This window comes from Luteibacter sp. SG786, from assembly GCF_011759605.1.
Classification (GTDB): Bacteria; Pseudomonadota; Gammaproteobacteria; order Xanthomonadales; family Rhodanobacteraceae; genus Luteibacter.
Genome location: NZ_JAAOYX010000001.1, coordinates 650,313 through 669,622, shown reverse-complemented (window position 1 = coordinate 669,622; position 19,310 = coordinate 650,313). Strand labels below are relative to the sequence as shown.

7 protein-coding genes are annotated in these 19,310 nt (G+C 64.6%); 1 reads left to right on the top strand and 6 read right to left on the bottom strand.

All coding sequences use genetic code 11. The features are described from left to right. Positions 1 to 74 precede the first annotated feature (74 nt). A complete protein-coding gene (locus FHS47_RS02840) occupies positions 75 to 836 on the top strand; it encodes a MipA/OmpV family protein (protein ID WP_167022677.1) in 762 nt (253 codons plus the stop codon). Between the two features lie 101 nt (positions 837 to 937). Here FHS47_RS02840 and FHS47_RS02835 read toward each other — a convergent pair whose 3' ends face one another. The 6 genes from FHS47_RS02835 to queA all read right to left on the bottom strand — a co-directional run bounded on the left by FHS47_RS02835 (position 938) and on the right by queA (position 19,287). Further along, positions 938 to 1,576, bottom strand: a complete 639-nt coding sequence (locus FHS47_RS02835) for a hypothetical protein (RefSeq protein ID WP_208381756.1) — start codon at positions 1,574 to 1,576, stop codon at positions 938 to 940. 733 nt (positions 1,577 to 2,309) lie between these two features. Continuing rightward, positions 2,310 to 2,696, bottom strand: coding sequence for a hypothetical protein (locus tag FHS47_RS02830; protein ID WP_167022674.1), 387 nt, complete (start codon positions 2,694 to 2,696; stop codon positions 2,310 to 2,312). Further along, positions 2,693 to 15,538 (bottom strand): hemagglutinin repeat-containing protein, encoded by a 12,846-nt coding sequence (locus FHS47_RS02825; RefSeq protein ID WP_167022671.1) that lies wholly within the window; start codon positions 15,536 to 15,538, stop codon positions 2,693 to 2,695. The genes FHS47_RS02830 and FHS47_RS02825 overlap by 4 nt, the downstream gene beginning before the upstream one ends. Before the next feature lie 46 nt (positions 15,539 to 15,584). Further along, the gene (locus tag FHS47_RS02820) at positions 15,585 to 17,276 is read right to left on the bottom strand and encodes a ShlB/FhaC/HecB family hemolysin secretion/activation protein (protein WP_167022668.1); all 1,692 of its coding nucleotides are present in this window, start codon (positions 17,274 to 17,276) and stop codon (positions 15,585 to 15,587) included. 211 nt (positions 17,277 to 17,487) lie between these two features. Next, complete coding sequence (locus FHS47_RS02815; protein WP_167022665.1) at positions 17,488 to 18,144, bottom strand: hypothetical protein; 657 nt, start codon at positions 18,142 to 18,144, stop codon at positions 17,488 to 17,490. Between the two features lie 54 nt (positions 18,145 to 18,198). Next, positions 18,199 to 19,287: a tRNA preQ1(34) S-adenosylmethionine ribosyltransferase-isomerase QueA gene (gene queA, locus FHS47_RS02810; RefSeq protein ID WP_247741267.1), complete on the bottom strand. Its 1,089-nt coding sequence runs from the start codon at positions 19,285 to 19,287 to the stop codon at positions 18,199 to 18,201. Between the last annotated feature and the right edge of the window lie 23 nt (positions 19,288 to 19,310).

Below are 19,310 nucleotides of genomic sequence, written 5' to 3'. Positions count from 1 at the left end.
GATGCGCCGAACGTAATGTTCGGACAACTTCGCTGCCGCACCATGGCGGGACCCGATCTCACACGGACTCCCCGATGGCGAAAATGTCGTTCCGCTGGCTTGCCATGGCGGTCACCTTGTTGGCACCGTCTGCGGCCCTCGCTGCTCAATCCACACCGAGACTCAGCCTCGGCGTCGGGTTCGCATGGAGCCCCAGCCCCTACCGCTCGTATGACAACAAGGCATGGCCCATTCCCGTAGCCAGCTACGAGGGCCAACGCTTCTTCGTGCGGGGTATCGGTGTCGGCATGCGCTTGTGGCGCAACGACGGCAATGAGCTGTCGCTGATGGTCTCGCCGATCGGCAACCGGTTCCGCCACGAAGACACCGATGACACGAGGCTGCGCCGACTGTCCGACCGCGACATCTCGGGCCAACTGGGTGTGCAGTGGCGGTCGAGTGGCGAGTGGGGCGTGGTGCAGGTCGCCGCGCAGAAGGAAGTGACGGGGCATGGAGGGGGCCATGCGTTCGACGCGAACTACGGTTATCCGTTGCCATTCGCGCGCGGCCTCGTCCTAACGCCGATGGTCGGCGCCACGTATACCAGCGACGCGCTCAACGATTACTACTATGGCGTCAGCGAAAAGGAGGCTCGCATGAGCGGCCTTCCAAGCTACCGTGCAGGCTCCGGAACGGCGCCCTATGCCGGCGTCACGGCAACCGCAAGGCTCGGCACCCGATGGAACCTGCTCGCGACCCTGCGACTGAGCCGCCTGCCGGATGCCGTGAAAGACAGCCCCATGGTGGAAGGAAGCAGCACCCACAGCTATCTCATTGCCCTGTCGTACACCTTCTGAACATGAGCACCGTCACCCGCCGCATCTTCGCCCTCGCCAGCCTGATCGAACCGGATCCGTCGGCGACATGGCAGTGGTTCATGAGCACGCCGCTGCCTGGCTCAGGCGATCAGACCGCGTGCGAATTGCTGTTCGCTGGGAAGGGCGAGCGCGTGATCCTGTTCTTGCGTCGTGCGCTTGCGGCGCATTTTGCGGGGAGTCGGGTGGTGCCGTTTCCTGGGGTTTGGAGGCAGGCTGTGCGGGGTGCGACGTATATACCGGTGCGCATATAGCGCACTGGTACCGATGGGGATAAGCGCTTCCGGGCGATACCCCTTTTCTATACGTTCAACGAGCAGCGGGGCACTGATAATGCCTCGAACCGGGAAGCTTTGCTCTTCCTCTTCGAGCGGCCTATCCAGCATGGTCGAGGCATTGCCATCCCACAACCATATTGAGCCTCCGCGCACTCCGTTACGCGAACGGAACGTGGGAAATCTAGCTATCGCTTCAGGGACAGGATAATTTCCGACTACAGCCAGGAGCGCTTGGTTGACAGCGCTCTGTAACGGAAAGAACGCAGAGAACTGCACGGGTCGAGCGACAACCTCTGCCCAGTCCTTGGGCCGCTTCGCATATGTCCCTTCGAATACGCGAATGAGATACCCGTAGTCCGGATTGATATGTGACAGTTGGGCATAGGAAACCCCTTCGGATGTCAATATCTGAACGATGTCACCCAGTTTCACGCGCTTGGCCATTCGCTGCCCACCGCCGCGTCCAACACGACGTCAACCCGGTAACCCTTTAACCCGGGACTTTCACAGTGATCACTGGTACGGCCTCTGGGTGAAGGTCACTTCCCTACCGTCGCCATGCGAAGGACTCGGGCAATCTTCCCTCAACCGGATTCAGGTGGCGAGGCCAGACTTCAAGAAGCGCAACCCCTGCTCGTCTCGCACCGCGTAGATCGACGAATACTCGAAAGACAGAACGAATCGCTGACTGAAATGCTCGGCGAGCAAATTCACGAAGCGCTCGACATCCCGCCAACCGTCATCGTAAGTGCTTGGCCTCATGAATGCGTAACAACGCGCGCCTACCGTCCACATAAGCGAAGGGTCCTCCGCGCCGACAAAAGGGTTACCCCTCGCATCTTCGATGTACAAATTAGACCCCGATGTCTCGAACCATACGCGGTCATCGCACGTGACCCCGCCTAAACATTCCGCAAGTCGAAATAGCGAACTGACGGCGACCCCTTCTTCGATTTCAAGCGTGAAGTGAAGCGAGATCAAAATCCCTCAACAGGCGTGATTTCGCCATCTTTTTTAACGACTGTTTTGAGCCCTTCGCCAACGCTTGGTCATCTAGATAACGCTATGATTCTCAAAAACCGGCGGCCAATTGGGGTAACCTCGCATCTGACCGACTCGCTCGTCGTACACATAGACGTCCGAGCTATCTGCAGCGGGAAAGGGCCAGGGTACAAAATTAGATCGCAACTCCAGATTTTAGGAAACGCAGACCGTTCTCATCCCTTACTGCATATATTGAGGAATATTCGAATGAAAGAACGAATCTTTGACTGAAATGTTCAGCAAGTGATCTTACGAATCGCTCCAGCTCGTACCAGCAGGCGTCGTAACTACTCGGACGCATAGCAGCCACACAACGCGCACCCACCTGCCAAGTGAGTGCAAGACCCTCCGCTCCGACAGAGGAGGTGCCGCGATTGTCACCGATAAACAGGCTCAGTCCCGATTGCTCGAACCATACGCATGCGTCGCAAATCTGACCACCCAAGGATTCGCCGAGCCGGAACAATGAAGGAATGTCGATTCCATCCTCTATCTCGAGCGAGAAATCAATAGACATCATGACCCCTCAATGACTGTGATCTTGCCACCTTTTATAACATAGAGTCGCTTCAGCCCCTCAACGGGGTTGGCCTCTACAACCTTCTGAATGTCCTCCGGACCTAAGACTGAATCTGCCAGATTAATTACAACGGTGTCTGCCTGTCTTTCGACTTTATCCTCGATGGTCAGACGTACCGAGAATGGGCTGGAAGTGGTGGGGGACGCCACATCTGCCTCGATGCCGTTGATCTTCAGATCAGGACTTACGCTCTTGCGGGCGTTCGGGATCTGCTCCACGTCAAATCCCGAATCAGCAAGCATCTGCGCCGCTTCGTTTTGCCTCGTGATTGCACGCACTTGGTCAGGGCTCGCGTTCTTCGGAGGAAGCTCGGGCTCTCCTTTTAGCGTCCCCTTTCCTGCACCAAGGCTTCCCGAAGCATCAGCACCCGTTACGACGTCCCCTGTTGATGCCAAGAGCTTCGACGCATCTTCAATTGTTTCCTTCGAGACATCCTTCCCCAGCGACGCAGCCACCTTTTCCGCTGTCGCTTCGGCCGCCTTACCGGCGACCTTTACTCCCGCTCCAACGAGCTTGCCGGCACCAACGGCATTGCCGATGGCTGCGGTTACCTGCATAGCTGTTACCGTCTGAATCGCACCACTGACGTCTTGCCCATAAATCAGTTGCATCCTGTCTTGAAGCGACTTATTGAAACTGACCGCTGCGCCTTCGCCCATATTTTGAGCGCCCGAAACAAAGCCATCCTTAAACCCTTGATAGGCGTCCATGGGATGTGCAAAGACATCTCCGATTGCAGCACCCAAGCCGATCACTACATTCTTTCCTACCCCAAAGGGGTCTTCCTTAATCGCCCCTCCAATGACGGAGGCGTACCTCCCTGATTCCTCAGCCATTCCCACGGTTAGATCACGAGTTACAGCTGGGCGAACGTACTTGCCGATGAAGTCGAGATCAGCGTCCGGTGCATTCTGCGCAGGAGCAAAGAACTGACCACGCTCAGCAGTAAACATGGTTTGCTGCTTGCCCAGATCGTTCGTGAACGTCGCATCCGTCGATGAGAGGAACGCCTGCGCGGCAGCATCGTCACCTGAGCCGAGAACGCTCTTCCAGATGAAGTCGACATCCTTCGACGCCTGCTGCCCAAGTCGCGCCGTCGCTGCCTCAATCTGCTCCTGCGACGGGTCGCAACCGCTGCACTGTTGACGCGCGAAGTCGGTCGCATGCTGCTTGATCCAGGCGGTTTCGTCTGGGTGGAGCTGGCGGTTATATCTTTCACCGTCCAGGGCAGCAGCGGCGCCACGTCCTCCGCCGACGGCGCCACCGATCACGGCCGCGCCAAGTTCCATGTAGGTCTTTTTCTCTTCGGGCGTAGCGTCAGTAGTGGCCAGGTAATCGGCCATAGCCTTGGACGCGGCTTCTGCAGCTCCCGCGCCTAGTGCGCCCTGGACGGCGTTACCTCCGCCGAGCGAGGCCATCGCCGCGCCAACGACACCGTGGAGGATCACCTTGTTTCGACTTCCGTCGGCCCAGGCGGCCCGCTCCTCGTCCGTGGTTGCGTTGTATTGCATGTACTCGGCAATAGCGCCAACCGTGCGCATTCCGACGTAGCCGGCTTGCGTCCCAAGCTCCTGCTTCTCCGAAACCTTTTTCGCGTCGTAGCTGTTCTTCAACGCCGCATCGTCAAGCGTCGGGTCTCGATCGAGCCCGCTCAGATCCTTCCCCGGATCGTTCCGAACGATGATCGTCCCGGCCGCAATGCCAGACTTGGTGTCGCTACTACTATTCCCATGCTGCGGGGTAGCCATCGAGATCGCAGCACCGATGGCACCTGCCACGTTGCTCGCTACGGTGCTGCCGCCACTGAAGCTCACCTGGCTGGCGTTGTACTTCGACTCGTTGTGAAGGTCCTCCCAGACCAGGTCGCCCGTGCTGAGCACGTTCTTTGACGCGTCTGCCGTGCTGGCAATCTGCCCACCTACCAGATGGGTCGTGCCCCCAACGTCGATCTGGAAGCCGCCATCGCCGGCCTTGATGCCGCTGACCTCGTTGACGCTGTTGTAGTGACTGTCGACCTTGCTGGCCGCGTAGTAGGCACTACCGCTCACCATGCCGCTTTGGGTGATACCGACCATGAGCTTGCCACCGGCCTGCATGGTCTTGCTGGCGTAGTCGTCGGTGTCCTGCTCGCTGCGAATGGTCAGGTTGTTGCCGATATCGGCGACAACCTGATTGCCCTTCAGCTGGGCACCTTCGATGGTCGTGTCGTTACCGCTGACGATGGTCAGCTTGTCGCCGGCGTTGATGGTGGTTTCAGCGTGGGTGCTGCCGTTGCCATGAGCCTTGCCGCTGCCGACGCTGGCCGACGCGTAGATACCGAAGCCATCGGAACCGAAGCTAACACCGATGCTGCCTGCGGCATTCTTCGAGTCGTTCTTGAGACTGTGCTCCTCGGACTGACTGAGCAGGTTGATGTCATGCGTCGCGGCCAGGGCAACGTTCTTGCCCGTAACCTCGCCGCCGATGATGGTCAGGTCGCCACCCGTTGCGCCGATGGTGACGTTGCCACCGCTGGTGATGTGGCCGCCGTACGACGTACTGTCATGCGTCGTGGTCTTGCTGCTCGCGCTACTTCCTCCAATCCCGACCTGGATGTTGATGCCCGCGGCTCCCGCTGCACTCTGGGCGTCGGTCACACTGCTGAAGTCGCCCGTTGCAGCAACGGCATCGTGCACCTGATAGGCGGCCTTCGCGGCATAGAGCGCCTTCAACCGATCATCGTCGCTGCTGCTGGCCTGCTTTACCGAGTCTCGAGCGCCCATGGCAAACTCATAGGCGGCCCCGCCCAGACCACCGGTAATGCCACCTTCGCTGTGTTTCTGCGACTGCGTCGTATCCAGCGTATCCAGGCCGGCATCGATCGTGACGTTCTTGCCGACGATCGTGGTACCCGTCTTGCTGATGACGTCCGTGCCCGTCAGGTGCAGGTCGCCACCCGCCGTCAACGTCACCTGTCCGTCGGTGGAGCCGACGACGCTACCCGTGTGGGTCACCTGGTGCGAACTCTCGGAGCGGCTGTCCTTCGCCTGCCCGTAAAGCTCGTTCATGCCGCTCTTCGAATAACCTGTCTTCGTGACCGTCTTGCTGTGGCTGTCGTCATAGATGTCGACGGCCGTGGTCAGGTTGAGGTTGTTACCCGCTGCGACCACCACATCGTGCGTGCCGGCGATCTTCGCGCCTTCGCCAAGCACGTCATGGCCCGCAGCGACGGAGATCGAATCGCCACTGAGCAGCGTGCCATTGGCGACGTGCTGCGCGGTGTCGTCATTCGTTACCGTCTTCTTGCCCGCCTGGACGATGCCGCCGCCCCGATTAAGCGTGAAACCGGACTTCTTGACGGTCTTGTCGTGGGTCTCGTTATAGGTATCTGTCGTGGCCAGCAGGTTCACGTCGTGGCCTGCCGCTACAGCGATGCCGCCCGATGCCTGGACGGTCGCCCCCATGGCGGTCAGGTCGTTTCCGGCCACCATGTGGATGTTGTCGCCACTGAGCGAGGTACCCACGGCCAGCGTCTGTTCGCTGGTGTCGTGCGTGGTGGTCGTCTTACTGCTGAAGAGGCCGCTCTTCTTTTTCTTCGTATCCGTGACGACCGTATGCGTCTCGTCTTCGGCCGCCAGCGTCAGGTCGTGCCCCGCCGCCAAGGTGATGTCGCCGGTCTTGGTCGCGACCGTGGTCGCGTCCAGCGTCGCGTCGTGGCCGGCGGCGATCTGCACACCGGTGCCGGCGTCCACCGTCACCCCTCGGACGGTCTCGTCCGTGGTGGTCTCCGTAATGCGCTTCTTCCCTTCCTTCCAGCTCTTCGTGCTGGTAGCGCTATCCGTCACCGTCGTCAGGTCGAGGTCGTTCCCCGCCTGCAGTGCCGCCGTACCGCCAGCCTTGATCTGCGTGCCTTCCAGCAGCGCATTGTTTCCGGCCGCCACGGCGAGGTTGCCGCCGGCGTCGAGGGTGGTCACGTCGTGCGTGACCTTGTTCGACGTCCCGTTGGTGGTCGCGGTCAGCGACAGGTCGTGGCCCGCGAGCAGCGCCATGTCGCCGCCCGCTTTGAGCGCGCCGGCCTGCACGCCGAGGTCGTGCCCCGCCTGAAGCGAGAGCGAGCCGCCGGCGTCGATCCCGCTGGCCGTGGTTTGCGTCGTCCAGCGCGTGCCGCTCTGCACCGCGCCCAGGGTCAGGTCGTGGCCCGCCTGGAGCGCCGCGTTTCCGCCGGCCTTCAGTGTGGTGGCCGACAGGCTCATGTCGTTGCCGGCGACCAGGGAAAGATCCTTGCCCGCACTGAGCGTGAGACCGTCGACCTGCGTGCCCGTCAGCGTCTTGCTCCAGGCGTACGGGTGCGTCGTGGTGACGCTGGACGTGATGGACAGGTTGTTCCCGGCCGCGAGGGCCAGACTGCCGCCTGCCGACACGCCCTGCCCGCTCAGGGTCAGGTCGTGGCCTGCCGTCAGCAGCGCATCGCCGCCCGCCGCGACCTTGGTGTGGTCGAGCGACAGGTTATTGCCGGCGCTGATCTGCAAGCCTTGGGTGGCGGTGATGCTTGCCCCCTCCATACCACGGCCGATGAGGCCGCCCACGTTCTCGGAGCGGATATCCCCGCCGGCGATCAGGCTGACACCCGCGCCGTCGATGCGGCCGTTGATGTTGGTGATATTGCCGGTCGCGCTGATGGCGGTGAGGCCGCCGCTGGAGATGCGTCCGCTGTTGAGCAGGTCCTGCGCCGTCAGCAGGGTGCTGTTCTCGCCGCGGATCAGGCCGTCGTTCAACAGCTTGCCCGAGGCATCGATGCTCACGCTCGAGCCTGCGATCACCGCACCCTGCGACGTGAGGCCGAGGTTGCCGCTGGCCAGGTACACCACCGGCACGAGCACCTCGTGGCCGTCCACGTTCTGCTGCACCATCCAGACGATATCCTGGGTGAGTGCACTGACCTGCTCCGCCGTGAGGGCCACACCCACGCTCAGGTTCATGGCCTGGGCCACGTGCGTGGCGTTGCTCATCAGCGCCTGGTATTCCTCCAGACCGCTGGAGTAATCGGCGAGGTAGGTGCGGCCGGTAAGCTGCGTTACCTGCTGGGTCACCAGCTGCTGTTCGTAGAAGCCGTCGCCCAGACGCATCATCGTGCGCGCGGGGTCGAGGCCGAGCTGGTCGAGCAGGTAATCGCTGCTGATGAACTGGCTGTAGTCGACGAAGCGGGAGTTGGTCTCGATCAGGTAGTTGCCGCTCGGCGGATGGCCGAGCAGGGCCGTCAGGTATGCATTACCCATCAGGCCAACGCCACGCGCGGAAGCCCCCTTCGCCAGCGCCGACAACGAATCCGCGCCGGCGCCGTCCACCGCGCTGCGCTCGGCACCCGAGGCGGCAGTGAGTTCGCCACCGGCTCCAGGCCCACCCACGGACACGCTCTCGCCGCCGCCGCTGCCGCGAACGCTGTAGATACCACCCGTGGGCAGGATCACGCCCGCCAAGGGCTGCCCTGCGCCGCCAAGCACCTGCGGCGCGTGGCCCGTCGCCGGATCGACCTGCGCGCCCACCGGAAGGCCAGCCGCACCCTGTGCGTTGCCCTTGTTCACTGAGGCGAGGCCGATGGCCTGCGCATTTGGATCGAGGCGCGTATTGCCGACCGAACGGCCATCCGGCGTGACACCGCCGTTCGAAACGCTCTGCCCGCTGATGCTCACACCGCCCGCACCGGTCATCACCGCGCCGAGAGCGGTGTAGTTGTCGTGCAGGTATGTCGAGGGGTCGGTATTGGGGCGGTAGGTGTAGTACTCCTTTTCGTTTTCGATATCGCACATGCTCTGCTGCCAACCGCAGCCCATGTGATGGGTCACCGCCACCTGCTGGATGGTGCGGCCGGCGGCGAGCGACTCGTTGGCAACGTTTTCATTGCCGAAGACCATGCCCGTGCCGCCGCCCGCGCCCTGGATGTTTACCCAGAACGCACCGTTGGCCGCAATCGTCGACGTATTGTTCTTCACCGAGCCATAAAGCGCGATGTTGCCGCCCGCGAGGATCTGCGACTGCGCGCTGGCGGCGTTGACCACGGTCTCCTGGATGGTGTGGTACTCGGTGTAGGTCTCGTACTCCTGCACCTTGTTCATCGTGTACTTGTAATCCGACCGCGGCAGCGGCTGCGAGGCAGCCGATTCTTCCGCCGACAGCACGCGATCGGTCGTGTTCAACACGCGGCGTACGTTGTTGATCTGGTTCGCCGCCAGCAGGATGCTGCCCTGCGCCTGGATCGATCCGGAGATGTTATCGATCTGCCCGGCGCGGGTGGCGAACAGGCCCTGGCCGTTGCGCCCCGCGCCCGCCACGTTGATGTTGCCCAGGCTGAAAATCTGCGCGTCGCGGTTGAGCAGGTAGTTCGTGTAGATGTCCACACTGCCCGTCGCGGCGATGGTGCCGCTCTGGTACGCCGCGTTGCCCGTTGCCTGACCGAAGTCGGCACCGTTGATCACCGTGCCGGCCTGGATGGTGACATTGCCGCCCATGATGCTGCCGGTGTTGTTCACCACACCGGCATTCATGCCTACGGTGTTGCCCTGGATGCTGCCGGCGTTGGTGATCGTGCCGCCAGTGTTGAGCTGCGTGTTGGCGGAGTTGAGCAGCGCGCCAGCGTTGTTGGTGATGTTCGCGGCGCTGATCGTCAGGCCGTTCACGGCCTGGATGCTGCCGTTGTTGACGAACTGGCCGTCCACGGCGAGGCTGAAGCCGCCGTTGGCCTTGATGCTGGAACCGGCGGCCTGGATGTAGTCGCCCACCAGGTGCATGCCCAGCGTATTGTTGGCGACAATGCTGCCCTGTCCGACCAGGTTGCGGATGTCGAGCATCACATTGCCGACACCGCCTACGCCGTCGATGCCCGCCTGCACCGTGCCGCCGCTGTTGTCGAGGCTGGCGAGCGTAAGGTTGAGCTGCCGGCCGGCCGTGATTTTGCCGCCCGCATTGCTAGCCGTGGCACCGGCATTGACGAAGTTGAAGGTATTGCCGGCGTAGACGCTGCCGTTGCTGTTATCCAGCTGTCCGGTGCCGAGCGTCATGCTGCCCGCGGCCACAAGGGTGCCGCCCTGCGCGTTCGAGATCGCCGTACCGGACAGGCTGACATCGCCCTGCCCGCCCAGCGTGCCGCCGCGATTGTCGATACCACCGCCGGACGTGACCTGGGTCAGCGCGCCACTGGCGTTGGCAATGCGTCCGCCGATGTTCGAGATCGAAGCGGAAGCCAGCGTGGTGGCGCCGTTCGCCTCGATGCTTCCCCCATTGTTGTTCAGGCCGTTCGTGGCGCGCAGGTCGAGCGCGCCACGGCTCTGCAGGTGGCCTCCCGTGTTGTTCACGGTGTCGGTAGCCTGGACATTGAGCTGTCCGCCGGCGATCGTGCCCGCGTTGGTCAGCCGTGCCGTGGTCAGCCTGGTGAGCGTGCCGGCGGCGATCGTTCCGTTGCCGTTGTCGAGCGCACCGGCCACACCCAAGGTCACAGCGCCCGGTGCGGACTGGATCGTGCCCCCTGCGTTGGAAAGGTTGGCCGCCGTGAGGGAAAGATCCCCCACCGTCGCCTGCATGAGGCCACCGGCGTTGTTCAGGCCATTGGCAACCGTCACGCCGAGGGTCGCGCCCGAGATGGCGCCGTTGGCGGTGTTGCTCAGCGAAGCCGCCGAGATCGTGCTGCCGCCGTGCGCATTGATCAGGCCGCCGTCGTTGGCGAGCGCCGTGGTGGCCGTGACGCGAGTGGCGCCGTTACTTGCCAGCGTGCCCTGTCCGTTGTCGATGTCCTGGTCGGACGTCACGTCCAGCAAGCCGGTGCCGGCCAACTGGATGTTGCCGCCCCGGTTGACCACGCGACCGCCGTGCACGGTGAGGTCGTTGCCATTGGTCGCGATGGTGCCGCCGGTGTTATCGAGCGTACCCGCGGTGGTCAGCGCCAGCGCCGCGTTGCCTGTCTGCAGCAGGTTGCCGCGCGTGTTGTCGATGGACGCGGCACGAAGCAGCAGGGAGTTCGCCTGCATGCGGGCGTCGTGGCCGTCGACGCCGTGATTCACCAACGTGCCAGCGGCCTGCACAGAAAGTGCGCCACCGACGGCAAGATCGCCGGCCGTGTGATCGATATTTCCAGCGCGTGCGACGAGGGTGGCGTCGCCACCCGCACGTTGGGTGCCGTACGACAGGTCGATGGTGTTCGCCTGCGCGTCCAGCGCATGGCCGACCAGGAGGCTGCCATGGGCGGCGAGTGTCGTATCGGCCGATACGTGCAGGTCGCCCGTCGTGTCGAGGGAACCGTCGTCCTTGACACCCGCCGCCAGCACACCGGACACATCCACACTGCCGCCATGCACGACAAGATCGCCCGACGACAAGGTGCGGCCGTCGTTCTTAACGACGGCACCATCGAGCGAGATCGCGTGCGCCGAAAGCGTGCCGCCCTGCGTGAGGGTGGCAGCACTCGTCATCGCGGCATCCTGTGCCGTGATGTCGCCTTGGGTTTCGAGATCGCCGTCGGCGTGAAGGTTGAGGTGGGTAGCGACAAGCTCGCCGCTCTGGCGGATCGCCTGCGCGGAGGTCGCATCCAGTCCGGCGGCCGAGGCCACCGTGCCTCCCAGCACGAGGTCGCCCGTGCGGGCCTGGAGGTGGAGATCGCCCTGCTGCGTGCCGAGCGTGCCGCTGCTGGAAACGCTACCGCCTTTCAGCGTCAGCGACTTCGCGGCAACGATCTTTCCTGCATTGCCCACCGCGCCGACAACATCAATGTCCAGGTCGTCTGCACCGGACAGCTCGGCAGATGCCGCTTGATTGTAGGTGCCGGCAACGACTGTCGCCTTTCCACCCGCGTAGGCCGTGCCGCGATTGTCGAGCAACCCAGCCGTATGGAGGTCGAGCGTGCCTTCCGTCGAGATCGCACCCGTGTTGCCGATGCTTCCCGCCGTCACCGAAAGCGCACTGGACGCGACGATTTGACCGGCGTTGTTGAAAGCTCCCGCCGTGTCGATGGCAAGCGTGCCGCCGGCCTGCGTGAGGCCGCTCAGGCTCAGAGCGCCTTGCGCCGAAAGCGACACGTCCTTCGCGCCGGCCACGGTGCCCTTGCTGTCGATGCTTCCCGCCATGACCTCGAGGGTGCCGTTGGTCTGCAGCTTGCCGTTCGCGTCCTGCGTCAAGGCGGCGGCGTCGACCGACAGATCGTTCTCGGCAGCGATGCTGCCGCGATTGTCCAGGTTGCCCGTTGCACGTACGCCGAGGGTGCCGGTGGCGTACACGCTGCCGGCATTGCTCAGATCGCGCCCAGCGTCGAGGCCAAGTGCGCCGTTCACCGACGTGTCGCCGCCCAGCGTCATATCGCCCGTGGATGTCAGCGTCGCTCCGTTCGCGCTCAGCGATCCGGTCTGCGCGAGCGCACCGGCCGACGTAGCATCCAGGCGGCCCGCCGACACCGTCGTACCCGCCAGCGAAAGGTCACCCTGCGTGGTCACCAGGGAAACGTCGCCTGCCGTGCTACCGATCTGGCCGGTGCTCTGCAGGCTACCGGCGTTTATCGCGAGTCCGTCGCCGCCGACGATGGTGCCGGCACTGTCGAGAGCGCCGGATACGTTGAGAGCAAGATGCTTGCCCGCGTCAACCTGACCGTCGGCCGTTTGCGCGAAGCTTCCGGCGTCCAGCGTCAGCACGTTGGCAGCGTGGAGCAGGCCTGCGCTCGTCACGCCCCCGGACACCGTCAACGCCAGGTCGCGACCGGCGCTGACGATGGAGCCTTTCGCGCCATCGACGTTCGCGGCACCGACAATGGCATCGCGCGCCGCGATAACTGTCGCGGACTGCGACAGCGTGCCGGCAATGTCCGCACGGACGTCGCGCGCCGCCTGAAGCTGACCGCCCAGTGACGCCGTGCCCGCAGCAACGATCAGGTCGTTGCCCGCATCGAGCGTGCCGTGTGTGGTCAGGCTCGAAGCATTCAGGGCAAGGTCCCCGCCCGCATGCGTCGTACCCGACTGGTCGATGCTGACCGCCTGCGCCGAAAGTGCACCGTCGGCGAACGTGTCGCCACCGAGCGCGATGGCCTGCGCTGCCTCGAGGATGGCGTCGCCCGTCGCATGCACGGAACCGGCGAGCGTCATGGAGCCGTCTGCGGCCAGACCGAGGCGCACGCCCGTGAGCGTGCCGTCGATCAGGAGGTTGCCGCCGGCATGTGCCGTGAATCCCGTTGCTGCGGAAACTACGCCGCCAAGGTGCGTGTCGCCAAGCGAGGTCAACGTGACAGAGCCGAGCGTGCTGCCCAGCGAGCCGGTGCTGTCGATACTGCCCGCGTCGACGCTCAGTGCCTGGGCACCCACGACGCTCCCCGCGTTGTTCAGCGCACCGCGCAGGCGCAGCGTCGCCGTGTCCGCCGCACTGAGCGAACCGCCTGCGCCGATCGACAGCGAGCCAGCGTCCACGTTCAAGGCATGGCCGGCATAGAGCTGACCCGCGCCATCGACGTTGCCGTCGACGGTGAGCGTCAGGTCATGATTCGAGGACAGTGCACCTGCATTCGTGAGCCTTGCGGCACGCACTGTCGCATCGCGCCCCGCGACCACGGTCGCGGCGTTGTCGAACGCGCCGACAGCGGTCAGTGCAACGTCGCGGCCGCCCTGCACATTCCCCGCGAGATGGAGCGCTTGCGCGTCCACCGACACATCGCGACCGGCGTCGATCGAGGCCGTGCTGTCCACCGAAGCGCCGTGCAGCGAAAGGTCGGTGCCGGCATGCAGGATGCCGGCATTGTTCATGTCGCCATCCGTGCTCACGGCGAGTTGGCCGTCCGCGTACAGCTTGCCAGCGTTCGTGAGACCCTGCGCGGCGTGGACCTGCGCGTTCCCGCGCGCATACGTCTCGCCGGCGTTGTCCATCGAGCCGACGTCGACGGCGAGATTCCCTGCCGTCAACTGGCCTTGCTGTCGAAACGCCCCCGCCGTGCGGAGATCCAGCGTGCCACCGACCACCGTGGTACCTGCCAGCGTGACGTCGCCTGCGACGATGGAGGCATCGCCACTCTGCGTGCCGAGTTCACCGTGGCTGACGATGTCATCGGCATGGACCGCGAGCGCACCGCCGCCCACGAGGCTGCCGTCGTTGTCCAGGGAACCGCCGATGTTCGTGCTCGCGCTGCGCACACCGTAGATCTGGCCGGCAACACCCTGCGCCAGCGACGCCGCGTTGACGGCGACACCGCCGGCCGCGTAGAGCGTTCCCTGGTTGATCACTGCCCCCGCGGTGTTCACGGCCAGGTCGCCGCCCGACGACACGATGGCCGAGGAGGCATTGGTCAGACGCGCCGACTGCACGTCGATGCGGCCACCCGACACGATGGTTGCCGCGTTGTCGAGCTGGCCCACCGCGCGCACGGCGACATCGCCACCTCCCTGCACGGCACCCGCCAGGGTGGCGTCGCCGCGGCTGGACAAGGTGAGCGCGCCACCGGCGTCGACGATGCCACTGCTGTTCACCGAGGCCGCATCGAGCGCGAGCGCGCCGCCAGCATGCAGCGTACTCGCTGCGATGCCGACCAGCGCCCCGCTTGCAAAGACGTTGCCGCCGCCGAGGCCGTAGATCGTGCCTTCGTTGCGCAGGCTGTCCGCCCGCATGTCGAACGCGTGATCGGAGTAGATCAGGCCGGTGTTGCACAAGGCCTGGGCCGAATGCACGGCGAGGTTTCCGCCCGCGCTGAGGCGGCCGGCCATGGCGATGTCGCCGGCGGCATCCACCGCCAGCGAGCCGCCGGCGATCACGCGGCCGGAGACGCCGAGCGCGCCGCGTGTCGCAAGCGCCACGTTGCCGTTCTGCGTACCGAAGGTGCCGTCGACGGTGACCGGACCGCTCGCATCGAGCGCCGCGTTCCCCAGCGCCACGGTGGTTCCGCCAAGGCGGACTTCGCCCGCGCTGCTGAGGGTGAGATCGCCTGCCTGTGCCGCGATGGCGCCGCTGCTCACTACGCCCACGCCCGCCTCGGTACCGACGAGGCGGATCTTTTCCGCGTACATGCCGCCGAGTGCCGCGACGTCGATTGCCACGGTGGGCCGATTCGCATCGGCCGCCATGGCGCGTACGCCTGCGTCTGCGTAGTTCACGTCGTTAGTACCGGCCACAACGCTGAGATCCTTCGCCCAGAGCTGGCCGTTCACCTGTATGGCGCGGGCGATGAGCTCGGTGCGGTCGGCCGTGGAACCATCGAGACCGCCGCTGCCGACGGCAATGCCGCCGCCGGTCACGCGGAAGGCGTCGAGGCTGCCGCTGCCACCGAACACCGGCGTGCCGGTGGTCAGCGTGAAGCGCTGGCTGTTGATCACGCCGCAGCCGTCGCACGTGATGCCGTAAGGGTTGGCGATGACGACGGGCGCGGCCTTGCCGCCCACTTCGACGTAGCCCCGCAGGCTGCTCGGCAATCCTGACGTCACCTCGTTGAGGATCAGCGAGGCGGGGCCGCCCTTGAGGTTGTCGTTGCCGGCGATATAGCCGCCGAGCTGTGTCTGGACGATGCCGGGGCTGTTATTGAGGATCACGCCGCGCTGGTCGACGTCGAAGCGCTGGTATTTGTTGTGCGAAACGCCCTGCGCGTTAGGCGCGACGATATCCACGACCGGCACGCCGTTCGCCGCCGAATCCATCTTCGGGCGATGCGCCCCCGCCGCGACATCGGGCACCTGCTGCGCCCACGACACGATGGGAATGCCCAGCGTCGCCAACGCGATGGCGAGCGCGAGAGCGCGCACCGCCGAGATCGCCACATCGCCCTGCGGGCGCCCCATCACTGCCTTGTTCGTCGTCATGACCTTGCCCCTTGTCGGATGCCGGCTCCGGCATCCCTGCCCGTGTTCAGTACTGGTAGATCAGCTGAAAGCCCGTGGTCGGCCGTTCGGTGTCGAAGCCGCGTGGCGCATGGATGCGCCGCCCCGCGAAGAGATCCCAGCTCAAGCCTGCGTAGCTGCCGCGCAGCCCGATGACCGCGCCTGTGAGTTGCCGGTGTCCTTCGACCGTGGATGGCCCCGCTACGCGGCCGATGTCCACGCCCAGGTAAGGCGCCAGCGCGCCCATCGGCAGGGTGAACGTGTTGCGCAAGTACGCGCCGCGCTCCCCCGCCAACGTCTGTTCGCCGTCAAAACCGCGCACCGAATAGCGGCCGCCGATGGTGATGAGTTCGGCCGCCGGCAAGTGATCGGTGGACCGTTGCAGCCGCAGGCTGCTATCCCAGATCGCCTGGCGGCTGCCGAGGTTCAGCGGCTTGCTCAGCGAGAGATCGAGCGTGGTCAGTCCGTAGCGATTGGTGGGAAAGCCCACCTCGGGGTCGTACCCGATCCACTGGCTGCCGAACCAGGGCGTGCCACGCTGGTAACCCAGGCGCGCATCGAGCTGGGCCTGGCCGAAGTAATGGCGGTGCACCAGGGCAAGCTCCGCGCTCGCGACACGCTGCCGCTGGATGCCAACCTCCACTCCCTGGATATAACTGTGCGCGCTGCGTGCGGCCAGGCGCATCTCCAGCGATGTCTTGCTCGATGTACCGCGCGTGAGCATGCGCTGCGCGGTGATGTCGCTCGAAGTGGAGATGCCCGTGGAACGGAAGCGGGTTTCGAAACCCTCGATCCACTGCCGGTAACGGTAGGTGGAGATCGAACCGCTGAAAGTCCACCAGCCCCAGGGGATGCTGTAAGTGGCATTCTCGCTGAAGGTGCTGCCGCCGTCGGCGTGGGTGAACAGGGCATGGCCCGCCCCAATCGAGAACAGGTCGTTCAAGCCCAGCGGATTGTCGTACGAGACGTTGAGGTTGCCTTGATTCTTGCCCGTACCCTTGAGGCCCGAGTCGCTGGCATCGACCACCACATGCCAGCGGCGACTGGTATGCACCGTCAGCACCACATCCGACTCGCCCACCTTTTCGCCAGGGGCAATGTCCATGGTCACGTCCTGCGAAGGCACGCGCTTGAGTTGCTCCAGACCTTGCTCGATCGCGTGCAGGTTGAGCAGATCGCCCTCGCGAATAGGGAACGCCGTGAGCCAGTTCAACTCAGGCGAGCCCGGCGCGAAACGGATGTGCCGCAGCGTGCCCGGCACGAGCAGCATGCGCAGATGCCCTTTCGAAATATCTTGCGCCGGCACGCCCACGCGGGTGGTGACGAAGCCACGCGCGATCACCAGGTTGGAAAGCCGTCGCTGCAGTGCCTCCAGACCGTCGCGGCCCACGCATTGCCCCACGAAATGGTCGAGGTAACGCTGCGCCCAGGCGAAATCCGCCAGGCGATCGCCTTCGAGTTTCAGGCTTTGCAGCGGGAAGCAGATGGCTTCCTTGGGCAACGGCGCATCCGCCCGCTCGACCTGCGTCGGCGGCGTTGGCTGGAACGGCGCTTCTTTGCGCTCGGTTTCCCTCTGTTCGAGCTGTTGTGCGCGACGCAACTGCTCTTGCTTGTCCAGCGTGGTCTGCTGCGCCAGGGCCGTGCCTCCGGCCCCGATCGCAAGCAGGGAAAACAGCCCGTGTGCCGTTGTGCGCCAACGGCTTTCCCCTGTAACCCTCATCAGTCCTGCTACTCCAAACCGTCCTGGTTCAAGGGCGCGCGGGGCCTCTCTCGAGCGCCGCGGCCCGGCTCTTCAAGTGCCCATAATCGGCAGGTGATGCGGAAACTTTAGGTTCTTCGCGGATATCCGGGGAGTCAGCCGTGATCTCGTTATGGGGTAGTCCCGGGGTGCTGTCGTGGAATCGCTGGCATGGGCCGCTCCTTCAGGAACGTCAGAATGCGACGTTCCACCCGAGGTTGAGCCAGTGGGAACGACTCGCCATCCGTTCGCGGCCCGCCACCAGGTCTAAGCTGGCGTTTCCCAACGTCAACCGGACACCTGCCTGATCGCTCACCGCGCCGCGGCTCCATAGCCGCTCAGCCAGCAGCGACCAGCGGTCGTCGAATGCATACGCCATGCCCACACCTTCCAGAGCGTGAGCGGCCCGGCCGCGATCCTGGTCCACGCCCAGGTTGATATTCACCATCAGGCGACGCGCGTCGTCCAGGCCGAACGATGTCGAGGCATAGGCCTGCGATGCGACCCGACGACCACGCTGGTAAGTGGTGCTAGCCGCCACCGCCACACCGACGCCGCTGCTGTCCCCATTGCGCAGTTGCCACTTCAACTCAGGCGAAGCACTCAGACCGGGCAAGCCTTGCTGCCGGCTCAACCCGAGAGACAGCTCGACCGGCCCGACGCCGCATGCCGGCACGGTCCACACACCGTCGGAACCCTTCGACCACGCGCGCAGCCACGACTCGACCTGGCACTGACCGGCACCGACCACCGAAGCGTCGTCCACGAGGTAACTGCCGCCGGAAGCCAGCGCCGGCGACGTCACGACGAACAGCACCGCCATCAGCGCGATGAAGAGGAGGAAACGCATTCAGAAGACTCCCTCGCGTCGCTCGGGGCAACTCGCCCCAGCCCCTGAACTTTATTAGCCCAAAAGAGTGTTCTGCTTCGGGGGGATGATCAGCATCGCATCGCCATACGAGAAGAAGCGATATCGCTGCAACACGGCATAGCGGTAGGCATCCAGGATCGCTTCCTTGCCTGCCAGGGCCGACACCAGCATCAGCAGCGTCGATTGCGGCAGGTGGAAGTTGGTGATGAGGGCGTCGATGCTGGTGATCTTGTAGCCGGGGAAGATGAAGATCTGTGTTTCGCCTGCGAAGGGGCGCAGGACGCCCTCGACAGTGGCGCTTTCCAGGGCACGGACCACGGTGGTGCCCACGGCGACGACGCGACCGCCGGCCGCGCGCGTGGCGCGGATCTTTTCCACGAGCCCGGCGCCGACATTCAGCCATTCGCGGTGCATCACGTGATCGCGCACGTCGTCGGCACGCATCGGCTGGAAGGTGCCGGCCCCCACGTGCAGGGTGACGTAGCCCATCTCCACGCCCCGTTCCCGCAGGCGGTCGAGCAGTTCCTCGTCGAAGTGCAGCCCCGCGGTGGGGGCGGCGACCGCGCCGGGTTCGCGGGCGAACACTGTCTGGTAACGCTCGGTGTCCGTGCTGTCGGCGCTGCGCTCGATGTACGGCGGCAGCGGCATCTCGCCCAGACGGGACAGCAGCCGCTCCAGCGGCTCGTCCGTGTCGAAGCGGAGCATGAAGAACTCGCCGTCGCGCCCCAGCACGGTGATCATGCTGCCGTCGGCCAACTCGATGCGGCCACCCTCCTTCGGCTTCTTGCTGACACCCAGCTGCGCTCTGGCCTCATGGGCGCCGGTGACGCGCTCGATCAGGATCTCCACCGCCCCACCGGACTCCTTGCGTCCGTACAGGCGCGCGGGCAGCACGCGGGTGTCGTTGAACACGAGCAGGTCGCCCGGAAGGAGCATCTCCGGCAGCTCGTGGAACTTGCGGTCCTTCTTGGTGTGCGCCGCGACGTCCACGACGAGCAGGCGGCTGCCCGAGCGGCGGGCCAGCGGCGCCTGCGCGATGAGCTCGTTGGGAAGGTCGAAGTCGAAGTCGGATTTCTTCACGGGTACGGCCGGAGATGGAGCGATGGGGGGATTATCGCCCATCCTCGACCGTCGAGCCTGATACC

Bases quoted from the DNA above. Each gene is read 5' to 3' on its own strand.
- FHS47_RS02840 (WP_167022677.1), top strand. From the start codon at position 75: ATGGCGAAAATGTCGTTCCGCTGGCTTGCCATGGCGGTCACCTTGTTG.
- FHS47_RS02835 (WP_208381756.1), bottom strand. From the start codon at position 1,576: ATGGCCAAGCGCGTGAAACTGGGTGACATCGTTCAGATATTGACATCC.
- FHS47_RS02825 (WP_167022671.1), bottom strand. From the start codon at position 15,538: ATGACGACGAACAAGGCAGTGATGGGGCGCCCGCAGGGCGATGTGGCG.
- FHS47_RS02815 (WP_167022665.1), bottom strand. From the start codon at position 18,144: ATGCGTTTCCTCCTCTTCATCGCGCTGATGGCGGTGCTGTTCGTCGTG.
- FHS47_RS02830 (WP_167022674.1), bottom strand. From the start codon at position 2,696: ATGATGTCTATTGATTTCTCGCTCGAGATAGAGGATGGAATCGACATT.
- queA (WP_247741267.1), bottom strand. From the start codon at position 19,287: ATGGGCGATAATCCCCCCATCGCTCCATCTCCGGCCGTACCCGTGAAG.
- FHS47_RS02820 (WP_167022668.1), bottom strand. From the start codon at position 17,276: ATGAGGGTTACAGGGGAAAGCCGTTGGCGCACAACGGCACACGGGCTG.